Genomic DNA, 17,386 nt, shown 5'->3' with positions numbered 1-17,386 from the left:
CTCATGTTTGAGCGGTCGGTGACACCGCCGCCGCGCGTGGTCTGGGGCGTGCAGGCCCTGTTGACCGCAGTCAGCGACAGCCTCGCGGCACGCTTTTCCGTCTGTGTTGTGGGTGGTGAAGTTTCGGGCTTCACGCGCGCGGGCAGCGGCCATTGCTATTTCAGCCTCAAGGATTCTGGCGGTTCGGGTGCCTTGCTGCGCTGTGCCATGTTTCGCCGCGCCGCTGGCCTCTTGGACTTTTCTCCGTCGGAGGGCATGCTGGTCGAGTTGCGTGGCAAGGTCACCTTGTACGAGCCGCGCGGCGAGTTGCAGTTCATCGTCGAAAGCATGCGCCGGGCCGGCGCGGGCGCCCTCTACGAACAGTTCCTGCGCCTGAAGGCGCGGCTGGAAGCGCAGGGCTACTTCGATGCCGATCGCAAGCGGCCGCTGCCGACCTTTCCGCGCCGCTTGGGCGTGGTCACCTCGCGCGCGGGCGCGGCCTTGCATGATGTGCTGACGGCGCTGGCGCGCCGCGCGCCCCATGTGGAGGTGGTGATCTACCCCTGCTTGGTGCAGGGCGAGCAGGCGCCGCCGCAGATCGTCCGGGCGCTGGAGCTGGCCAATGAGCGGCACGAGGTGGACGCTTTGCTGTTGGTGCGCGGCGGCGGTTCGCTGGAAGACTTGTGGGCCTTCAATGATGAACGGGTGGTCAAGGCTGTGGCCTTGAGTGCCTTGCCGCTGATCTGCGGCGTCGGCCACGAGACCGATGTCACCCTGGCCGACCTGGCGGCTGATTTGCGGGCGCCGACGCCGACCGCAGCGGCCGAGCTGGCCGCGCCCTCGCGCGACGCGCATCTGGAACGCCTGGCCGCGATTTCGGACGCCTTGAGCCGTCGCCTGGAGCAGCGCCTGGACGGGCTGGCCCAGCGTCTGGACCGCGCCGCCCTGCGCCTGGCCCGGCCGACCGAGGTGTTGACGCGTCAGCGCCGTCGCTTGGCTCTGCTGGCCCAGCGTTGGGGTCAGGCCTTGCCTCGGGTGCAGGCGGCCGAGGCCCAGCGCCTGGATCACCTGGCCCAGCGCCATCGCCGCGCCGCGCCGCAGCTGTTGCGTGCCCAAGCTTTACGGCTGGACGCCTTGCAGTCCCGGCTTTCGGTGCTGGATCCGCAGCAGGTGCTGGCGCGCGGCTATGCCTGGCTGGACGATGGCCAGGGCAGGGCGCTGATCTCCGTGCAGCAACTCGAGCCCGGGCAGCAGGTTCATGCCGTGCTGGCCGACGGCGAGGCGCAGATGCAGGTGCTGGAGCTCAAGCCGAAGGCCGCGGCGAGTGGCTCGTGAGGGTCTGGCGAAACCCGTGGTTTGAAGGGTTATCGCTGCCGCACCGTCAAAGGCAGCCAGCCTGCCTACAATCGTCCGCAAAGTCGTTTCACCCCCGCCTTTTTCTTTTCTCAATACTGCCCTGAGGAGTTGATATGGAACATCTGTTGCCCGCACTGCCCTATGCCAAGGACGCCCTGGCCCCTCACTACAGCGCCGAGACGCTGGAGTTCCACCATGGCAAGCACCACAACGCTTATGTGGTCAACCTGAACAATCTGCAAAAGGGCACCGAGTTCGAAGCCCTGAGCTTGGAAGAGATCGTCAAGAAGTCCAGCGGCCCGATCTACAACAACGCCGCCCAGATCTGGAACCACACCTTCTTCTGGAACTGCATGAAGCCCAATGGCGGCGGCGCACCGACCGGCGCTTTGGCCGAGGCCATCAACGCCAAGTGGGGCAGCCTGGATGCCTTCAAGGAAGCCTTCACCAAGAGCGCCGTGGGCAACTTCGGTTCCGGCTGGACTTGGCTGGTGAAGAAGGCCGACGGTTCGCTGGACATCGTCAACACCGGCGCTGCCGGCACGCCGCTGACCACCGCTGACACCGCTCTGCTGACCATCGACGTGTGGGAGCACGCCTACTACATCGACTACCGCAATCTGCGCCCCAAGTTCGTCGAGACCTTCCTGAACAGCTTGGTTAACTGGGACTTCGCTCAGGCCAATTTTGCTTGAGCTCTTGAAATGAAGTCTGGCGGCTTGACCGCCACCCCTTGAAAGCCGGCCTTGTGCCGGCTTTTTCGTGGCGTCTGTGCGGCACGCAAGCGACATGGGCTTGATAAATGTCATGACGATGGGGGCGGGCGTGACCTAGATTACGTTCATCCCGCCGCCCTATGACTTCCGCCATCGCCTCCCTCCCCACGATCAGCGCCGCAGTGCAAGCGCTGGATGACCCTGACTTGCTGGCGCCTTTCACGCGTTGGTTGCCCGCGGTGCCAGCCGAGGCCTCGCCGGCTCTGGCTGAATCGCAGTTCCAGCTGTCAGGCCTGCACTGTGCCGCCTGCGCCGGCATCATCGAGCGCGCCTTGCAAGTTCAGCCTGGTGTTGTCGGTGCCACGGTCAATGCCGCCAGCGCCCGCCTGACGCTGCGCTGGCGCCCAGAGCAGACGCGCTTGGCGGACTTGCTGGCCAGCATCGAGCGCAGCGGCTATGGCGCCGCCCCCGATGTGGCCGCCCCGGCCCGGGCCTTGCGCGAGCGCGAGCAGCGTCAGGCGGTCTGGCGCCTGTTCGTGGCGGCGTTTTTGATGATGCAGGTCATGATGATGGCCGCGCCGGCCTATTTCGCCGAGCCTGGCGATCTGAGCCCCGATCTGGCCCGCCTGCTGCAGTGGGCCAGCTGGGTGCTCAGCCTGCCGGTGCTGCTGTTCTCGGCCGGGCCTTTCTTTCGCGGCGCTTGGCTTCAGCTGCGCGCCCGCCGCCTGGGTATGGACGTGCCGGTGGCGCTGGGTTTGGCCGTCACCTTTGTGGCCAGCAGCGGAGCCTTGTTCGAGCCCGGCGGCGTGTTTGGCCATGAGGTTTACTTCGACTCGCTGACCATGTTCGTCAGCTTCTTGCTGGCCGGGCGCTGGTTGGAGCTGCGGGCGCGGCACCGGGCGGCTGCGAGCCTGGAGGCGGCCAACTCGGCCTTGCCGGATGCCGTCGAGCGCATCGAGGCCGATGGTTCGGTCAGTCGCGTCGCACCCATGCGTCTGCGCGTCGGTGATCTGGTGCGAGTTTGCGCCGGCCAGGCGTTTCCGGCGGATGGTCGGGTTGAGAGCGGCAGCAGCGCTGCCAACGAGGCCTTGCTGAGCGGCGAGTCCTTGCCGGTGGCGAAGGCCGCGGGTGATGAGGTGGTCGCTGCCAGTCTGAATCTGCAGGCACCCTTGCTGGTGCGCATCAGCCGGGTGGGCGCGGACACGCGGCATGAGGCGATTCAACGTCTGATGCGTGAGGCCATAAGCCAGCGCCCTGCCTCCATCGAGTTGGCTGACCGGGTCGCGGGCTATTTCCTGTGGGCGGTGCTGCTGTTGGCGGGCGCTGCGGCCATGGTTTGGAGTGCCATCGATCCAGGCCGTGCGGTCTGGGTGGCTGTCTCGGTGCTGATCGTCACCTGCCCCTGTGCCTTGTCCTTGGCTGCGCCGGCTGCGCGGCTGGCGGCCACCGGGGCTTTGGCCCGGCGTGGCCTGCTGCTGGTGAATATGGATCTGCTGGAAACCTTGTGCAAGGTCGACACGGTGGTGCTGGACAAGACCGGCACCTTGACAGAGGACCGCATGGCCCTGCTCGCGCAGGCGGCCAGCGAACCCACGGCCGAGGCCGTCTTGCTGGCTGCAGCGCGCAGCTTGGCACGGCAGTCGCAGCATCCCTTCTCGCGCGCTTTGGTGCAAAGCGGGGCCGCACAGGCGGCCGCAGCGGATGCAGCGCCGGGTGACGAGCCTACTTGGCAGCAGGTGCAGGAATCACCCGGTCGTGGCCTGCAGGCGCTGGACGCCCAAGGTCGGGTCTGGCGCCTGGGCGCGCCGGCCTGGGTGGCCTCCGCGGAGGCGCTCGCGGCCTTGCCCGAGCGCTTGCGCGCCGAGGCTCAGCTGGCTTTTGGTCAGCCCGAGGGTCAGGTCTTGCTGATGCAGTTCGGGGAAGTCTTGCGTGCCGATGCCTGCGAGGCGGTGCAACAGCTCCATGCCCTGGGCTTGAGCACCTGCCTGTTGTCCGGCGACGCGCCCGAGCGCGCCGAGGCGTTGGCGCGCCAGGCCGGCCTGCAGCGGGGCGTGGGCGGTGCCAGCCCTGAGCGCAAGCTCGATGAAGTGCAAGGTCTGCAGGAGACGGGGCATTGCGTGCTCATGGTGGGGGACGGTATCAACGATGCGCCCGTGCTGGCGCGGGCCGATGCCAGTGTGGTGATGGGGCAGGGCGCCATGCTGGCCCGCGCCAGTGCCGATGCCTTGCTGCTGTCTGGCCGCTTGATGGATCTGGTGTTGCTGCGGCGCCTGGCCTTGCGCACGCGCCGGGTGATCCGGCAGAACCTGGCTTGGGCCGCTGCCTACAACGCGGCCTGCATTCCTCTGGCCTTGACCGGCTATTTGCCGCCCTGGGCCGCGGGCCTTGGCATGGCCGGCAGCTCGGTCTGGGTGGTCTTGAACGCGCAGCGTCTGGCGCGCAATCTGAGCGGACGCTGAGCATGGAAGTTCTCTATCTCTTGATTCCGGTGTCGGTGCTGCTGGTGCTGGTGATCGTCGGTGTGTTCGGGTGGGCAATTAACAACGGCCAGCTCGATGATCTGGAGCGCGAAGGCGTTCGTATTCTTGAAGAAGTTGCGGGGGTTGATGAAGGTCAATCTCCGTCGTCGGGCGCTGGCAAAGAATCGCCCTCGTCAAACTAAAAGCTGCAAGGAGCCAAAACAATGGCAAAGACTGCTGCGCCGGACATTGCTTCCGGAGGCGTATATGAGGATGGTGTGGTGCGTGCCTTCGCACTCGCCGCCGTCCTGTGGGGTGTTGTGGGCATGTTGGTGGGCGTGATCATTGCTGCCCAACTGACTTGGCCCGAACTCAATCTGGGCATTCCATGGCTGAGCTATGGTCGCCTGCGACCGCTGCACACCAATGCGGTGATCTTTGCGTTCGGCGGTTGCACGCTGTTCGCCACCGCTTACCACGTGGTGCAGCGCACCGGCCAGACGCGTTTGTTCGCGCCCGGCCTGGCCTGGTTCACCTTTTGGGGCTGGCAGCTGGTCATCCTCTCGGCCGCGATCACCTTGCCCCTGGGTATCACCAGCGGCAAAGAGTATGCCGAACTCGAGTGGCCGATCGACATCTTGATCACCCTGGTCTGGGTTTCGTATGCGGTGGTGTTCTTCGGCACCGTCGGTACCCGCAAGGTCAAGCACATCTATGTGGCCAACTGGTTCTTCGGCGCCTTCATCATCGCCGTCGCCCTGCTGCATCTGGTCAACAGCGCCGCGATTCCTGTGAGCCTGTTCAAGAGCTACTCGGCCTATGCCGGCGTGCAGGACGCTATGGTGCAATGGTGGTACGGCCACAATGCCGTGGGCTTCTTCCTGACCGCAGGCTTCCTGGGCATGATGTACTACTACATCCCCAAGCAAGCCGGCCGCCCGGTCTACAGCTACCGCCTGTCCATCGTCCACTTCTGGGCGCTGATCTTCACCTATATGTGGGCGGGCCCGCACCATCTGCACTACACCGCGCTGCCGGACTGGGCGCAATCGGTGGGCATGGTGTTCTCCCTGGTGCTGCTGGCTCCCAGCTGGGGCGGCATGATCAACGGCATCATGACCCTGAGCGGTGCCTGGCACAAGCTGCGTGACGACCCGATCCTGAAGTTCCTGATCGTGTCCCTGTCCTTCTACGGCATGTCGACCTTCGAAGGCCCGATGATGTCCATCAAGACAGTGAACGCCCTGAGCCACTACACCGACTGGACCATTGGCCATGTGCACTCCGGCGCCTTGGGCTGGGTGGGCCTGATCTCCATGGGTTCGCTCTACCACCTGATCCCGCGCATGTTCGGCCGCACCGAGATGTATTCGAAGAAGGCCATCGAGCTGCACTTCTGGATCGCCACCTTGGGCATCGTGCTCTACATCGCCGCGATGTGGATTGCCGGTGTGATGCAAGGCCTGATGTGGCGTGCAGTCAACCCGGACGGCAGCCTGGTCTACACCTTTGTCGAAAGCGTCAAGGCCACCTATCCCTTCTATGTGATCCGTTTGCTCGGTGGCGTGCTCTACCTGGGCGGCATGTTGGTGATGGCCTGGAACGTGGTGAAGACGGTGCAAGTGGGCCGTGCCGTCAAGGCACCGATCCCCACCTTGGTGGCCGCCTGAAGCGCTGAACGCTAGAACCTAGGAGAAATACAAAATGGCATCCACAGAACACAAGTCCAGTGGCCACCAACGCATCGAGACCAGCAATTTCTTGATGATCGTGCTGGTGCTGCTGACGGTGATCGCCGGTGGCGCGGTGGAAATCGTGCCGCTGTTCTTCCAGCGCTCGACCACCGAAGCCACGCCGGGGCTGAAGCCCTACACGCCGCTGCAGCTGGCCGGACGTGACGTCTACATCCGCGAGGGTTGCTACAACTGCCACTCGCAGATGATCCGTCCCTTCCGTTCGGAAACCCTGCGCTACGGCCACTACTCGACCGCCGGTGAATTCGTCTACGACCACCCCTTCCAGTGGGGCAGCAAGCGCACTGGTCCCGACCTGCACCGCGTCGGCGGCAAGTACAGCGATGAATGGCACCGCATTCACCTGAACAACCCGCGCGATCTGGTGCCCGAGTCGAACATGCCGGCCTATCCCTGGCTGGTTGCGGCTCAACTGAACCCAGCTGAGCTGGCGCCCAAGATGAAGGCGCTGCGCACCGTGGGCGTGCCCTACACCGACGCTGAAATCAGCGCTGCGGCCGACGAGGTCAAGGGCAAGACCGAGATGGAAGCTGTGATTGCTTATCTGCAAGTGCTCGGCACTTCGCTGAAGTAATAGGCAAGAAGGAGATCCGCAATGGATATCAATAGCTTGAGAACGGCGGTGACCCTGCTGTCACTGCTGGTGTTCCTGGTGATCGTGGCTTGGGCTTATTCCAGCCGCAACAAGGCGCACTTTGATGATTTGGCCAGCATGGCCTTGCAAGACGAAGCCGATGGGAGGCCTCAATGAGTGATTTTTTCTCTGATGGTTGGTCCATGTTCGTGGCCGGCACGACGATCGCTGGTCTGGTGTTCTGCATCGTTCTGCTGCTGATCGCTGCCCGTCACCGCGTCATGGCCAGCGACAACAGCACCGGCCATGTCTGGGACGAAGACTTGCGTGAGATGAACAACCCGCTGCCGCGTTGGTGGGCCATCCTGTTCGTGCTGACCGTCGTGTTCGCCGGTATCTACCTCGCCGCCTATCCGGGCTTGGGCAGCAGCAAGGGTTCGCTGGGCTGGTCCAGTGCCGGTCAGTACCAGAAGGAGCAGGACGACGCACACAAGGCCATGAGCGCGCTCTATGCCAAGTTCACCGGCAAGCCGGTCGAACAGTTGGCCCAAGATCGTGATGCCATGGCCATCGGTGAGCGTCTGTTCGCCAACAACTGCGCCGGTTGCCACGGCTCGGACGCCAAGGGCAGCAAGGGTTTCCCCAACCTGACCGACAGCGACTGGCTCTATGGCGGCTCGCATGAGACTATCGTGCAAACCATCACCAATGGCCGCAACGGCGTCATGCCGCCCATGGCTGCCGCCGTTGGTACTGCCGAAGATGTGCGCAATCTGGCCAACTATGTGCTGAGCCTGTCAGGCAGCGCTCATAACTCGATCGCCGCGCAGAAGGGCAAGGAGAAGTTCATGGCCTGTGCTGCCTGCCACGGTGCCGATGGCAAGGGCAACCAGGCTCTGGGTGCACCCAATCTGACCGACAAAATCTGGTTGCACGGCTGGGGTGAGGATGCGGTGATGGCCATCATCAACAATGGCAAGAACAATATGATGCCGGCCCAATCCACGCGTCTGAGCCCGGAGCAGATCCAGGTCCTGGGTGCGTACGTCTGGAGTCTGTCCAGCAAGACGGCAGTCGCACCCTGACCATGACTGAAGCCCGGGCAGTCCCGCCGGCGCCGCGTGTCGGACCGGCTATCTCTCCCTCCGCATCTGCTGCGCAGGCTGCGGGTGAGGATGCGGTGGTGGAAATCGTCTCGCTCTATGCGGCGCAGAAGAAGATCTACCCACGTGCCGTGTCTGGCCTCTTCGCCAGCTGGCGTTGGGGCTTGGTCTGGTTCACGCAGATCTTGTTCTATGGTCTGCCCTGGCTGCTCTGGAACGACCGGCAGGCGGTGCTCTTCGAGCTCGCCAGCCGGCGTTTTTACATTTTTGGCCTGGTCCTGTACCCGCAGGATTTCATCTATCTGACCGGCCTGCTCTTGATCTCGGCTTATGCCTTGTTCCTGTTTACGGCCGTGGCCGGGCGGCTGTGGTGCGGCTATGCCTGCCCGCAGACGGTCTACACCGAGATCTTTCTCTGGATCGAACGTCAGTTTGAAGGCGACCGCCAGGCGCGCATGAAGCTTGATGCTTCGCCCTGGGGCGTCAACAAGCTCTGGCGCAAGGGCGGCAAGCAGGCGGTGTGGATCACCGTTGCCTTGTGGACCGGCTTCACCTTTGTCGGCTATTTCACCCCCATTCATGCGCTGTGGGCCGAAGCCTTCACCTTGAGCTTCGGTCCCTGGGAATGGTTCTGGGTCCTGTTCTACGCTTTCGCGACCTACGGCTTCGCTGGCTTCATGCGCGAACAGGTCTGCAAGTACATGTGCCCGTATGCGCGCTTCCAGAGCGCCATGTTCGACAAGGACACGCTGATCATCAGCTACGACGCCGAGCGCGGCGAGCCGCGCGGTTCGCGCAGCAAGAAATCCAGCGTGGACGAGGTCAAGGCGGCCGGACTGGGTTCCTGCATCGACTGCACCTTGTGTGTGCAGGTTTGCCCCACTGGCATCGACATTCGCCAAGGCCTGCAGTACGAATGCATCGGCTGCGCCGCCTGCATCGACGTCTGCGACGGCGTGATGGACAAGATGAACTACCCGCGTGGCCTGATCCGCTACGACACCCAAAACGGCCTGCAGCAGCATTTGAGCCCGGCTCAGAAGCTGCGCCGCATGTTCCGCCCACGGGTGGTGATCTACACCGTGGTGCTGTTTGTCTTGTGTACAGCCCTGCTGGCCAGCCTGCTGTTCCTGCGCAGCCCCGTCAAGCTCGATGTGGTGCGCGACCGCGGTGTGCTGGCACGCGTGGTGGAAGACGGTTATGTCGAGAACCTCTACCGTCTGCAGGTCATGAACGCGACCGAGCAGACCCATCGCTACCGTGTCACGGTCAGTGGTCTGGAGGGCATCAAGTTGGAGAAGGCGGTCGAGCTGAGCGTGGCGCCGGCCGAGGCGCGCTGGCTGACGCTGTCGGTGCGAGTGCCGCCCGAGACGGCGGCACGTGCCGCCCAAGACCACAAGGGCTCGCATGGCATCGAGTTCCAGTTGCGCAGCCAGGATGGCGGCCAAGCCGGAGCCACCGTGGTGCACGAAAAATCAACCTTTATCGTGCCACGCTGAGCGCCGGCTCGCACAAGCACAGTCAGGAGACATACCCATGAGCCAGAACCTGAATCTCGATGCCCAAGCCCCGCTGGACAAGCCGGCCGGCTGGTGGCGTACCCCCATGATGTGGTTGGTCGTTGGCGGGCCTGCGCTTGTCATCGTCGCCAGTTTCGTGACCTTGAGCCTGGCCATCAGCCACCCCGACCCGGTGCTGGAGGAGAAGTTGGTGGCCAACAAGGCCAGTGGCGCCAAGGCTTTGCTGCCAGCCCGGGAAGCACGCAATCACGCCGCCACCGGCGGACAGTGAAATGGACGGCGCTGAACGCTCCGCCTCGGTCGTCCCCAAGCTCAGCAGCCGTTGGGCCATGGCCGTGGCCTGGCCGGCCTTCTTCATGGCCGGCGTGTTGGAGGCTTTGGTGTTTGCCGTCATTGATCCCAGCGACCTGAGTTGGTTCGGTGCGGAACGCCTGGACTGGTCGCGCCAGGCGGTCTACACCGTCAGCTTCATGATCTTCTGGCTGGTGATCAGCCTCTCGGCCAGCGTCAGCGTCATGCTGGCGACCCTGCCTGATCTGCCGGACGACGCACATCCTCGCGGCTGGCCGCGTTGAACGCCCCGTCAGTTCCAGGCGCCGTGGGGCGCACGATGAAAAAAGGCCTTCGGAAATCCGAAGGCCTTTTGCTTGGGTGTGTCAGTTTCAGCAGTTGCTGTTGTTGACCAGCTTCTGTAGCCCGGCTTGATCGAGGATGCGCAAATGGCGCTGTTTCACTTCGAGCAGGCCTTCCTCTTGGAACTTGGAGAAGGTGCGGCTGACCGTCTCCAGCTTCAGGCCGAGATAACTGCCAATTTCCTCGCGCGTCATGCGCAGCACCAAGGCCGCGGCTGAGAAGCCGCGGGCTTGCAGGCGCTGTGTCAGGTTGAGCAAGAAGGCCGCCAGGCGCTCTTCCGCGCGCATGCTGCCCAGCAGCAGCATCACGCCGTGGTCGCGCACGATCTCGCGGCTCATGATTTTGTGGAATTGGCGCTGAAGGTCGGTGAACTCACGCGACAGCTCTTCAAGTTGCTCGAAGGGGATCACACAGACTTGAGAGTCTTCGAGTGCGACAGCGTCGCAGCTGTGGCGGTCGGTGCTGATGCCGTCCAGGCCCAGCAACTCGCCGGCCATCTGGAAGCCGGTGACCTGATCGCGTCCGTCTTCCGAGGACACGCAGGTCTTGAAGAAGCCGGTGCGCACGGCGTAGAGCGACTGGAATTCATCGCCGCTTCGGAACAAGGTGTCGCCGCGCGCCACAGTGCGGCGTGTGGCGACCAATTGGTCGAGCTGATCCAGGTCGCCCGAGGACAGGCCGACCGGCAGGCACAGCTCGCGCAAATTGCAGCTGGAGCAGGCGACTTTCAGGGGCTCGAACTTGATCGGGACGGTGGCGTTCATCGTGTGCTTTTTCAGGGGTTCAGCCCGCTCGGTTGAGCCGGCTTGCGCTTGTGAGACTTCCAGATTCTTGACGGACATGAGCATGATGCACCTCAAAACTTGGTGCATTGTTGTGCCGTTAAAGCGCGTCGAGCTTGATCCTTGTCAAGTCGCGCAGCCAAAGCCTTGGCAAAGTGCTGGACATGGTACAGAACATTCAAGGCCGCGCGCGCCCGGCCTCCGAGACGATCAATCCTGGCGCAGCCTGCATCAGTGAAGAGTTGCTGCGTCGCTTCGATGTGTCCGGCCCGCGCTACACCTCGTATCCGACGGCCGATCGCTTTGTCGAGGCCTTCACGCTGGAGCAATACCAGCAGGCCCTGGCGCAGCGATCGGGCGGGTCGCAGGTCGGCGGCAACACGCCGCTGTCGCTGTACATCCACATTCCGTTTTGCGAGTCTGTCTGTTACTACTGCGCTTGCAACAAGGTGATTACCAAGCACCATGACCGTGCCACCGAGTACCTGCGGGCCCTGGTCACGGAAATGGATCTGACTCTGGAGCATCTCGGTCGTGGCGCCGCGGTCTCGCAGCTGCATCTGGGGGGCGGTTCACCGACCTTTCTCAGCGATGCCGAGCTGAGTCAGCTGATTGTGGCCTTGCTGGAGCGATTCCGCCTGGCGCCCGGTGCCGAGGTGTCCATCGAGGTCGACCCGCGCACCGTGACGAATGAGCGTCTGGCCCATTTGCGTCAGCTCGGCTTCAACCGCCTGAGCTTTGGCGTGCAGGATTTCGACCCCGAGGTTCAGAAGGCGGTACACCGCCAGCAGAGCTATGAAAGTGTGGCCACGCTGATGACGGCTGCGCGCACGCTGGGTTTCGAATCCACCAATGTGGATCTGATCTACGGCCTGCCGCTGCAGACGCCCGAGTCTTTTGCTCGCACCATTGCTCAGGTCGGCGCGCTCAAGCCCGACCGCATTGCGCTGTACGGCTATGCCCACCTGCCGCAGCGCTTCAAGCCGCAGCGGCGCATCAACGAGGCTGAGCTGCCGGTGGCGGGTGACAAGGTCACCATGCTGGCCGCGGCCATCAGCGGCTTCGAGCAGCATGGCTACAGCTATATCGGCATGGACCACTTTGCACTGGCCACGGATTCCCTGGCCGTCGCAAAGCGCCAGGGGCGGCTACACCGCAATTTCCAGGGCTACAGCACCCAGCCCGATTGCGATCTGATTGCGCTTGGTGTGTCCGCCATCGGCCGGGTAGGTGCCAGTTACAGCCAGAACGCCAAGACCCTGGACGAGTACTACGATTCACTTCGGCAGGGGCAGTTGCCGATTCAACGCGGCTTGGCCTTGACGCGCGACGATATTGTCCGTCGCGCGGTGATCATGGCCTTGATGTGTCAGGGTCGGCTGGAGTTTGAGTCGATCGAGTTGGCCCATCTGGTGGATTTCGATCGTTATTTCCAGCCTGAGCTGGAGCGCATGCGCGGTCTGGCAGAGCAGGGCCTCGTGACGCTGGAGCCCGGGGCCATTCAGGTGACCGCCATGGGCTGGTATTTCGTGCGCGCTGTTGCTATGGTGTTTGACCGATACCTGCAAGCCGACCGCAGCCGTGAGCGCTTCTCCCGCATCATCTGACTCCCATGCTTGACGCCAGCCTGGCCGCATCTGCCGCTCTGATGGGCCTGGCGGGCACGCCGCATTGCTTGGCCATGTGCGGCGCCACTTGCGCTGCGGCCGGCGGTCGTTCGCCTCTGTCATTTCAAATCGGCCGCTTGCTGGGCTATGTGCTCGCAGGTGCCGTGGCCGCGGCCAGCATGCAGTTGCTGGATCAGATGGGACAGGCCACGGCCTTGTTGCGGCCGCTCTGGGTGCTGGTCCATGTGGCTGCTTTTCTCTTGGGCCTGTCCCTGCTGTGGCGTGGCCGCCAGCCGGCCTGGCTGGAGCGGGTGGGGCAGGATATGGGTCGCCAGGTCGAAATCCCTGTCGCCGGTCTGCGTCGTGGGAGCCAGGTTTTGGCAGCGCCGGCCCGGGCGGGCTTGGCCGGCCTGGCCTGGGTGGCCTGGCCATGTGGCTTGCTGCAATCGGCGCTCTTGTTGGCGGCCCTGGCCTCTGGGCCGGCTCAGGGCGGGGCGGTCATGGCCAGTTTCGCGCTGACCTCGGGTGCGGGCTTGGCCCTGGGGCCCTGGCTGCTGAGCCGGATGAACCGCACGCCGCTTGGTGTTGACGGTCTGCGGCTTTCGGTGCGTCTGGGCGGCTTCGGCCTGGCGGCCGCGTCGGGCTGGGCCCTGGGCCATGGGCTCTGGGCGCAGATTGCTGCGGCATGCAGCGTGCCGGCCTGAACCGGCTGGCCTGAAGCAAGCGCCGAAATGCCAAGACTTATATAAGACTTGAGTCCGCAGCCGGCGCCGCTGACTTAGAATCGGCGCCCTAATCGTTCCAACCCTTGGGCCTGATTGCTGGGCCGATCTGGATAGCACATGACCGCTTCGCACCCCACCATCATCTACACCTTGACCGACGAGGCTCCGCTGTTAGCGACCGCGTCCTTCTTGCCCATCGTGCGCGCCTTCACGGCGCCGGCAGGCGTGAACGTCGAGACCAGCGATATCTCCGTGGCGGGCCGTATCCTGGGCCAGTTTCCGGAGTTCCTGAGCGAGGCACAGCGTGTACCTGACCATCTGGCCGCGCTGGGCAAGTTGACCCTGAAGCCCGAAGCCAACATCATCAAGCTGCCCAATATCAGCGCGTCGGTGGCGCAGCTGAAGGCCGCCATCAAGGAACTGCAGGGCAAGGGTTATGCGATTCCGGACTACCCGGAAAGCCCCAAGACCGATGAAGAGAAAGACATCCGCGCTCGCTACGGCAAGTGCACCGGCAGTGCCGTGAACCCGGTGCTACGTGAGGGCAACTCGGACCGTCGCGCGCCCAAGGCCGTCAAGGAATACGCCCGCAAGAACCCGCACAGCATGGCCGACTGGAGCCAGGCCTCGCGTTCGCATGTCTCGCACATGCACAACGGCGACTTCTATCATGGCGAGAAGTCCATGACCCTGGACCGCGCCCGCAATGTCAAGATGGAGCTGATCACCAAGAGCGGCAAGACCATCGTCTTGAAGCCCAAGGTGGCGCTGCTGGACCGCGAAGTGGTCGACAGCATGTTCATGAGCAAGAAGGAACTGCTGGCCTTCTACGAGCGCGAGATCGAAGACGCGCACAAGACCGGCGTGATGTTCTCGCTGCACGTCAAGGCGACGATGATGAAGGTTTCGCACCCCATCGTTTTCGGCCACTGCGTGCGCATCTTCTATCGTGAAGCGTTCGAGAAGCACGGCAAGCTGTTCGATGAGTTGGGCATCAATGTCAACAACGGCATGGTGGACCTGTACAGCAAGATCACCTCTCTGCCGCAAAGCAAGCAGGACGAGATCAAGCGCGACTTGCACGCTTGCCACGAGCACCGCCCTGAGCTGGCCATGGTGGATTCGGCCAAGGGCATCACCAACTTCCACTCGCCCAACGACATCATCGTTGACGCTTCCATGCCGGCCATGATCCGCAATGGCGGCAAGATGTGGGGCGCTGACGGCCGCCTGAAGGACGTCAAGGCCGTGATGCCGGAGTCGACCTTCGCCCGCATTTACCAGGAGATCATCAACTTCTGCAAATGGCATGGCGCCTTCGACCCCAAGACCATGGGCACCGTGCCCAATGTGGGCCTGATGGCTCAGCAGGCCGAGGAATACGGCTCGCACGACAAGACCTTCGAGATCGCCGAAGACGGCGTTGCCAACATCACTGACCTGGATACGGGCGAAGTGCTGATGAGCCAGAACGTGGAGCAGGGCGACATCTGGCGCATGTGCCAGTGCAAGGACGCCGCCATCCGTGACTGGGTCAAGCTGGCTGTCAACCGCGCGCGCAACTCAGGCATGCCGGTGGTGTTCTGGCTGGATCAGTATCGCCCGCATGAGGCGCAGCTGATCACCAAGGTCAAGATGTATCTGCACGAGCACAATACAGCCGGCTTGGACATCCAGATCATGAGCCAGGTTCGCGCCATGCGCTACACCCTGGAGCGCGTGATCCGCGGCCTGGACACCATCAGCGCCACTGGCAACATCCTGCGCGACTACCTGACCGATTTGTTCCCCATCATGGAACTGGGCACCTCGGCCAAGATGCTGTCCATCGTGCCTTTGATGGCAGGCGGCGGCATGTATGAAACCGGTGCCGGCGGCTCGGCGCCCAAGCATGTGCAGCAGCTGGTGGAAGAAAACCATCTGCGCTGGGATTCGCTCGGCGAGTTCCTGGCCCTGGCCGTGAGCCTGGAGGACCTGGGTCTGAAGAACGGCAACGCCAAGGCCAAGCTGCTGGCCAAGACTCTGGACGCCGCCACGGGCCAGCTGCTGGACAACAACAAGAACCCCAGCCCCAAGACGGGCCAGCTGGACAACCGCGGCAGCCAGTTCTACCTGGCCTTGTACTGGGCCCAGGCCTTGGTTGCGCAGACCGAGGATGCCGAATTGGCAGCCAAGTTCGCTCCCTTGGCCAAGGCGCTGACCGAACAAGAAGGCACCATCGTGGCCGAGCTGGCGGCAGTGCAGGGCAAGCCGGCGGATATCGGTGGCTACTACATGCCTGATATGGCCAAGCTGGCCGAGGTGATGCGCCCGAGCGCGACCCTCAATGCGGCGCTTGCTTCCATCACGGCCTGATCCTTCGAGGGTCGTCCCCTGACAAAGCCGGCGCCTTGACGCCGGCTTTGTCTTTCATCCCGGTCCGGCGCGCGATTGCCGCTAGAATTTTTGGCTGCGTTCAGTGCGACGGCATCCCGTCCAATTCGGAGACTTTCCTTCATGTACCAGCACATCCAGATCCCTGAGCAGGGTTCCAAAATCACGGTCAACGCCGACATGTCGCTCAATGTGCCGGACGAGCCCGTGGTTCCATATATCGAGGGGGATGGCACCGGTTTGGACATCACGCCGGTCATGCTCAAGGTGGTGGACGCGGCGGTGGCCAAGGCTTATGGAGGCAAGAAGAAGATCCACTGGATGGAGGTCTTTGCCGGTGAGAAGGCCACCCGCGTCTACGGTCCCGACGTCTGGCTGCCGGCGGAAACCCTGGATGTCTTGCGCGAGTACGTGGTGTCGATCAAGGGACCCTTGACCACGCCCGTGGGCGGCGGCATCCGCTCGCTCAATGTGGCCCTGCGCCAAGAGCTCGATCTCTACGTCTGTCTGCGCCCAGTGCAGTACTTCAAGGGCGTGCCTTCGCCGCTGAAGGAGCCGGAGAAAACCAATATGGTGATCTTCCGCGAGAACTCCGAAGACATCTACGCAGGCATCGAGTACGAGGCCGAGAGCGACAAGGCCAAGAAGCTGATCAAGTTCTTGCAGGATGAGATGGGTGTCACCAAGATCCGGTTCCCGAACACCTCGGGCATCGGCATCAAGCCCGTGTCACGCGAAGGCACCGAGCGTCTGGTGCGCAAGGCCATCCAGTACGCGATCGACAACGACAAGCCCAGTGTCACCATCGTGCACAAGGGCAACATCATGAAGTACACCGAAGGTGGCTTCCGTGATTGGGCTTATGCGCTGGCGCAGAAGGAGTTCGGCGCCGAGTTGATCGACGGCGGCCCCTGGTGCCGTTTCATCAGCCCGAAGAGCGGCAAGCCCATCACCATCAAGGATTCGATCGCCGACGCTTTCTTGCAGCAGATCTTGCTGCGCCCTGCTGAGTATTCGGTGGTGGCCACGCTGAACCTCAACGGCGACTACATCTCTGACGCCCTGGCTGCTCAAGTGGGCGGCATCGGCATTGCGCCCGGCGCCAATATGTCGGATTCGGTGGCCTGCTTCGAAGCCACCCACGGCACGGCCCCCAAGTACGCCGGCAAGGACTATGTCAATCCGGGCAGCGAGATCCTCTCGGCCGAAATGATGTTGCGCCATATGGGCTGGACTGAAGCCGCCGACGTGATCATCCGTTCGCTGGAAGCGGCCATCGCCAGCAAGAAGGTCACCTATGACTTCGCGCGCCTGATGGACGGTGCGGTTCAAGTGTCATGCTCTGGCTTCGGCCAGGTCATGATCGACCAGATGTAAATCTGGCAGCGCGCTAACCAGCTCGCCCTCGCCAAGAAAAAAAGGCCCGCAAATGCGGGCCTTTTTGCTTGAAGGCCGGCCATGTTCGTGGCCGGTCTGTTTCCGACCGCACTCAGGCCGCTTCGCTGAACTCCATGGCGGGCTGTGCTGCGCCGGTGTCCAGCGGGGTGATGTTCTGCGCCAGCTGACCCTTGGGGCCCTGCACCAGCTCATAACTCACCTTGCCGCCTTGTTGCAGGGTTCGAAAACCCTCCATCTGGATGGCCGAAAAATGGGCGAACACATCCTCGCCGCCCGCTTCCGGTTCAATGAAGCCAAAACCCTTGGCATCGTTGAACCACTTCACCGTTCCTATCGTCATAACGCCTCCGTCCCGGTGTCTAATGCACCGCGGCGGATTCTTGGGGGCAGGTGGCTGCCTGTCAATT

Annotated in this window: 17 protein-coding genes; 15 read left to right on the top strand and 2 right to left on the bottom strand. The window is 63.3% G+C overall.

Features of this window, described 5'->3' with window-relative positions; translation table 11 throughout:
- Positions 1-3 precede the first annotated feature (3 nt).
- The 11 genes from xseA to LNV23_RS08910 all read left to right on the top strand — a co-directional run bounded on the left by xseA (position 4) and on the right by LNV23_RS08910 (position 10,036).
- Entirely contained in the window at positions 4-1,314 is a 1,311-nt protein-coding gene (gene xseA, locus LNV23_RS08960) for an exodeoxyribonuclease VII large subunit (RefSeq protein ID WP_263562680.1), read from the top strand.
- A gap of 134 nt (positions 1,315-1,448) precedes the next feature.
- A complete protein-coding gene (locus LNV23_RS08955; RefSeq protein WP_263519267.1) occupies positions 1,449-2,030 on the top strand; it encodes a superoxide dismutase in 582 nt (193 codons plus the stop codon).
- A 161-nt stretch (positions 2,031-2,191) separates the two neighbouring features.
- Positions 2,192-4,510 carry a heavy metal translocating P-type ATPase gene (locus LNV23_RS08950; RefSeq protein ID WP_263562679.1) on the top strand — a complete coding sequence of 773 codons (2,319 nt, stop codon included), beginning with the start codon at positions 2,192-2,194 and terminating at the stop codon, positions 4,508-4,510.
- Between the two features lie 2 nt (positions 4,511-4,512).
- Positions 4,513-4,713: a cbb3-type cytochrome oxidase assembly protein CcoS gene (ccoS, locus tag LNV23_RS08945; protein WP_263519269.1), complete on the top strand. Its 201-nt coding sequence runs from the start codon at positions 4,513-4,515 to the stop codon at positions 4,711-4,713.
- Positions 4,714-4,734: 21 nt separating this feature from the next.
- Positions 4,735-6,180: a cytochrome-c oxidase, cbb3-type subunit I gene (gene ccoN, locus LNV23_RS08940; RefSeq protein WP_263519270.1), complete on the top strand. Its 1,446-nt coding sequence runs from the start codon at positions 4,735-4,737 to the stop codon at positions 6,178-6,180.
- Between the two features lie 34 nt (positions 6,181-6,214).
- Positions 6,215-6,838 (top strand): cytochrome-c oxidase, cbb3-type subunit II, encoded by a 624-nt coding sequence (gene ccoO, locus LNV23_RS08935; RefSeq protein WP_263562678.1) that lies wholly within the window; start codon positions 6,215-6,217, stop codon positions 6,836-6,838.
- Between the two features lie 21 nt (positions 6,839-6,859).
- Positions 6,860-7,015, top strand: a complete 156-nt coding sequence (locus LNV23_RS08930) for a cbb3-type cytochrome oxidase subunit 3 (protein WP_263562677.1) — start codon at positions 6,860-6,862, stop codon at positions 7,013-7,015.
- The gene (ccoP, locus tag LNV23_RS08925) at positions 7,012-7,923 is read left to right on the top strand and encodes a cytochrome-c oxidase, cbb3-type subunit III (RefSeq protein WP_263562676.1); all 912 of its coding nucleotides are present in this window, start codon (positions 7,012-7,014) and stop codon (positions 7,921-7,923) included. Before LNV23_RS08930 ends, ccoP begins: the two co-directional genes overlap by 4 nt.
- Before the next feature lie 2 nt (positions 7,924-7,925).
- Positions 7,926-9,440 carry a cytochrome c oxidase accessory protein CcoG gene (gene ccoG / locus LNV23_RS08920; protein WP_263562675.1) on the top strand — a complete coding sequence of 505 codons (1,515 nt, stop codon included), beginning with the start codon at positions 7,926-7,928 and terminating at the stop codon, positions 9,438-9,440.
- A gap of 37 nt (positions 9,441-9,477) precedes the next feature.
- Complete coding sequence (locus LNV23_RS08915; RefSeq protein WP_263562674.1) at positions 9,478-9,732, top strand: hypothetical protein; 255 nt, start codon at positions 9,478-9,480, stop codon at positions 9,730-9,732.
- Between the two features lies 1 nt (position 9,733).
- Positions 9,734-10,036, top strand: coding sequence for a hypothetical protein (locus tag LNV23_RS08910; protein WP_263562673.1), 303 nt, complete (start codon positions 9,734-9,736; stop codon positions 10,034-10,036).
- 87 nt (positions 10,037-10,123) lie between these two features.
- On the opposite strand, the gene fnr is transcribed toward LNV23_RS08910, so the two are convergent.
- Entirely contained in the window at positions 10,124-10,858 is a 735-nt protein-coding gene (gene fnr / locus LNV23_RS08905; RefSeq protein ID WP_263562672.1) for a fumarate/nitrate reduction transcriptional regulator Fnr, read from the bottom strand.
- Positions 10,859-11,040: 182 nt separating this feature from the next.
- Between fnr and hemN the strand changes: the two genes are divergently transcribed.
- The 4 genes from hemN (at position 11,041) to icd (ending at position 16,958) form a co-directional block, all read left to right on the top strand.
- A complete protein-coding gene (gene hemN, locus LNV23_RS08900) occupies positions 11,041-12,483 on the top strand; it encodes an oxygen-independent coproporphyrinogen III oxidase (RefSeq protein ID WP_263562671.1) in 1,443 nt (480 codons plus the stop codon).
- Positions 12,484-12,488: 5 nt separating this feature from the next.
- Positions 12,489-13,187 carry a sulfite exporter TauE/SafE family protein gene (locus LNV23_RS08895; protein ID WP_263562670.1) on the top strand — a complete coding sequence of 233 codons (699 nt, stop codon included), beginning with the start codon at positions 12,489-12,491 and terminating at the stop codon, positions 13,185-13,187.
- Positions 13,188-13,325: 138 nt separating this feature from the next.
- Positions 13,326-15,563: an NADP-dependent isocitrate dehydrogenase gene (locus LNV23_RS08890; protein WP_263562669.1), complete on the top strand. Its 2,238-nt coding sequence runs from the start codon at positions 13,326-13,328 to the stop codon at positions 15,561-15,563.
- Positions 15,564-15,704: 141 nt separating this feature from the next.
- Positions 15,705-16,958, top strand: a complete 1,254-nt coding sequence (gene icd / locus LNV23_RS08885; RefSeq protein ID WP_263519281.1) for an NADP-dependent isocitrate dehydrogenase — start codon at positions 15,705-15,707, stop codon at positions 16,956-16,958.
- Between the two features lie 112 nt (positions 16,959-17,070).
- Here the strand turns inward: icd and LNV23_RS08880 are convergent, their stop codons facing one another.
- Positions 17,071-17,319 carry a cold-shock protein gene (locus LNV23_RS08880; RefSeq protein WP_263562668.1) on the bottom strand — a complete coding sequence of 83 codons (249 nt, stop codon included), beginning with the start codon at positions 17,317-17,319 and terminating at the stop codon, positions 17,071-17,073.
- Positions 17,320-17,386 lie beyond the last annotated feature (67 nt).

Origin of the sequence: Kinneretia sp. DJ1R-11 (assembly GCF_025717595.1) — a bacterium.
Classification (GTDB): domain Bacteria; phylum Pseudomonadota; class Gammaproteobacteria; order Burkholderiales; family Burkholderiaceae_C; genus Paucibacter_A.
Note: the sequence above shows the minus strand (reverse complement) of the source record. Positions and strands in the feature narration are given on the sequence as shown.

Excerpts from the sequence above, each read along its gene's own strand:
- xseA (WP_263562680.1), top strand. The coding sequence starts at position 4 with ATGTTTGAGCGGTCGGTGACACCGCCGCCGCGCGTGGTCTGGGGCGTG.
- LNV23_RS08955 (WP_263519267.1), top strand. The coding sequence starts at position 1,449 with ATGGAACATCTGTTGCCCGCACTGCCCTATGCCAAGGACGCCCTGGCC.
- LNV23_RS08950 (WP_263562679.1), top strand. The coding sequence starts at position 2,192 with ATGACTTCCGCCATCGCCTCCCTCCCCACGATCAGCGCCGCAGTGCAA.
- ccoS (WP_263519269.1), top strand. The coding sequence starts at position 4,513 with ATGGAAGTTCTCTATCTCTTGATTCCGGTGTCGGTGCTGCTGGTGCTG.
- ccoN (WP_263519270.1), top strand. The coding sequence starts at position 4,735 with ATGGCAAAGACTGCTGCGCCGGACATTGCTTCCGGAGGCGTATATGAG.
- ccoO (WP_263562678.1), top strand. The coding sequence starts at position 6,215 with ATGGCATCCACAGAACACAAGTCCAGTGGCCACCAACGCATCGAGACC.
- LNV23_RS08930 (WP_263562677.1), top strand. The coding sequence starts at position 6,860 with ATGGATATCAATAGCTTGAGAACGGCGGTGACCCTGCTGTCACTGCTG.
- ccoP (WP_263562676.1), top strand. The coding sequence starts at position 7,012 with ATGAGTGATTTTTTCTCTGATGGTTGGTCCATGTTCGTGGCCGGCACG.
- ccoG (WP_263562675.1), top strand. The coding sequence starts at position 7,926 with ATGACTGAAGCCCGGGCAGTCCCGCCGGCGCCGCGTGTCGGACCGGCT.
- LNV23_RS08915 (WP_263562674.1), top strand. The coding sequence starts at position 9,478 with ATGAGCCAGAACCTGAATCTCGATGCCCAAGCCCCGCTGGACAAGCCG.
- LNV23_RS08910 (WP_263562673.1), top strand. The coding sequence starts at position 9,734 with ATGGACGGCGCTGAACGCTCCGCCTCGGTCGTCCCCAAGCTCAGCAGC.
- fnr (WP_263562672.1), bottom strand. The coding sequence starts at position 10,858 with ATGAACGCCACCGTCCCGATCAAGTTCGAGCCCCTGAAAGTCGCCTGC.
- hemN (WP_263562671.1), top strand. The coding sequence starts at position 11,041 with ATGGTACAGAACATTCAAGGCCGCGCGCGCCCGGCCTCCGAGACGATC.
- LNV23_RS08895 (WP_263562670.1), top strand. The coding sequence starts at position 12,489 with ATGCTTGACGCCAGCCTGGCCGCATCTGCCGCTCTGATGGGCCTGGCG.
- LNV23_RS08890 (WP_263562669.1), top strand. The coding sequence starts at position 13,326 with ATGACCGCTTCGCACCCCACCATCATCTACACCTTGACCGACGAGGCT.
- icd (WP_263519281.1), top strand. The coding sequence starts at position 15,705 with ATGTACCAGCACATCCAGATCCCTGAGCAGGGTTCCAAAATCACGGTC.
- LNV23_RS08880 (WP_263562668.1), bottom strand. The coding sequence starts at position 17,319 with ATGACGATAGGAACGGTGAAGTGGTTCAACGATGCCAAGGGTTTTGGC.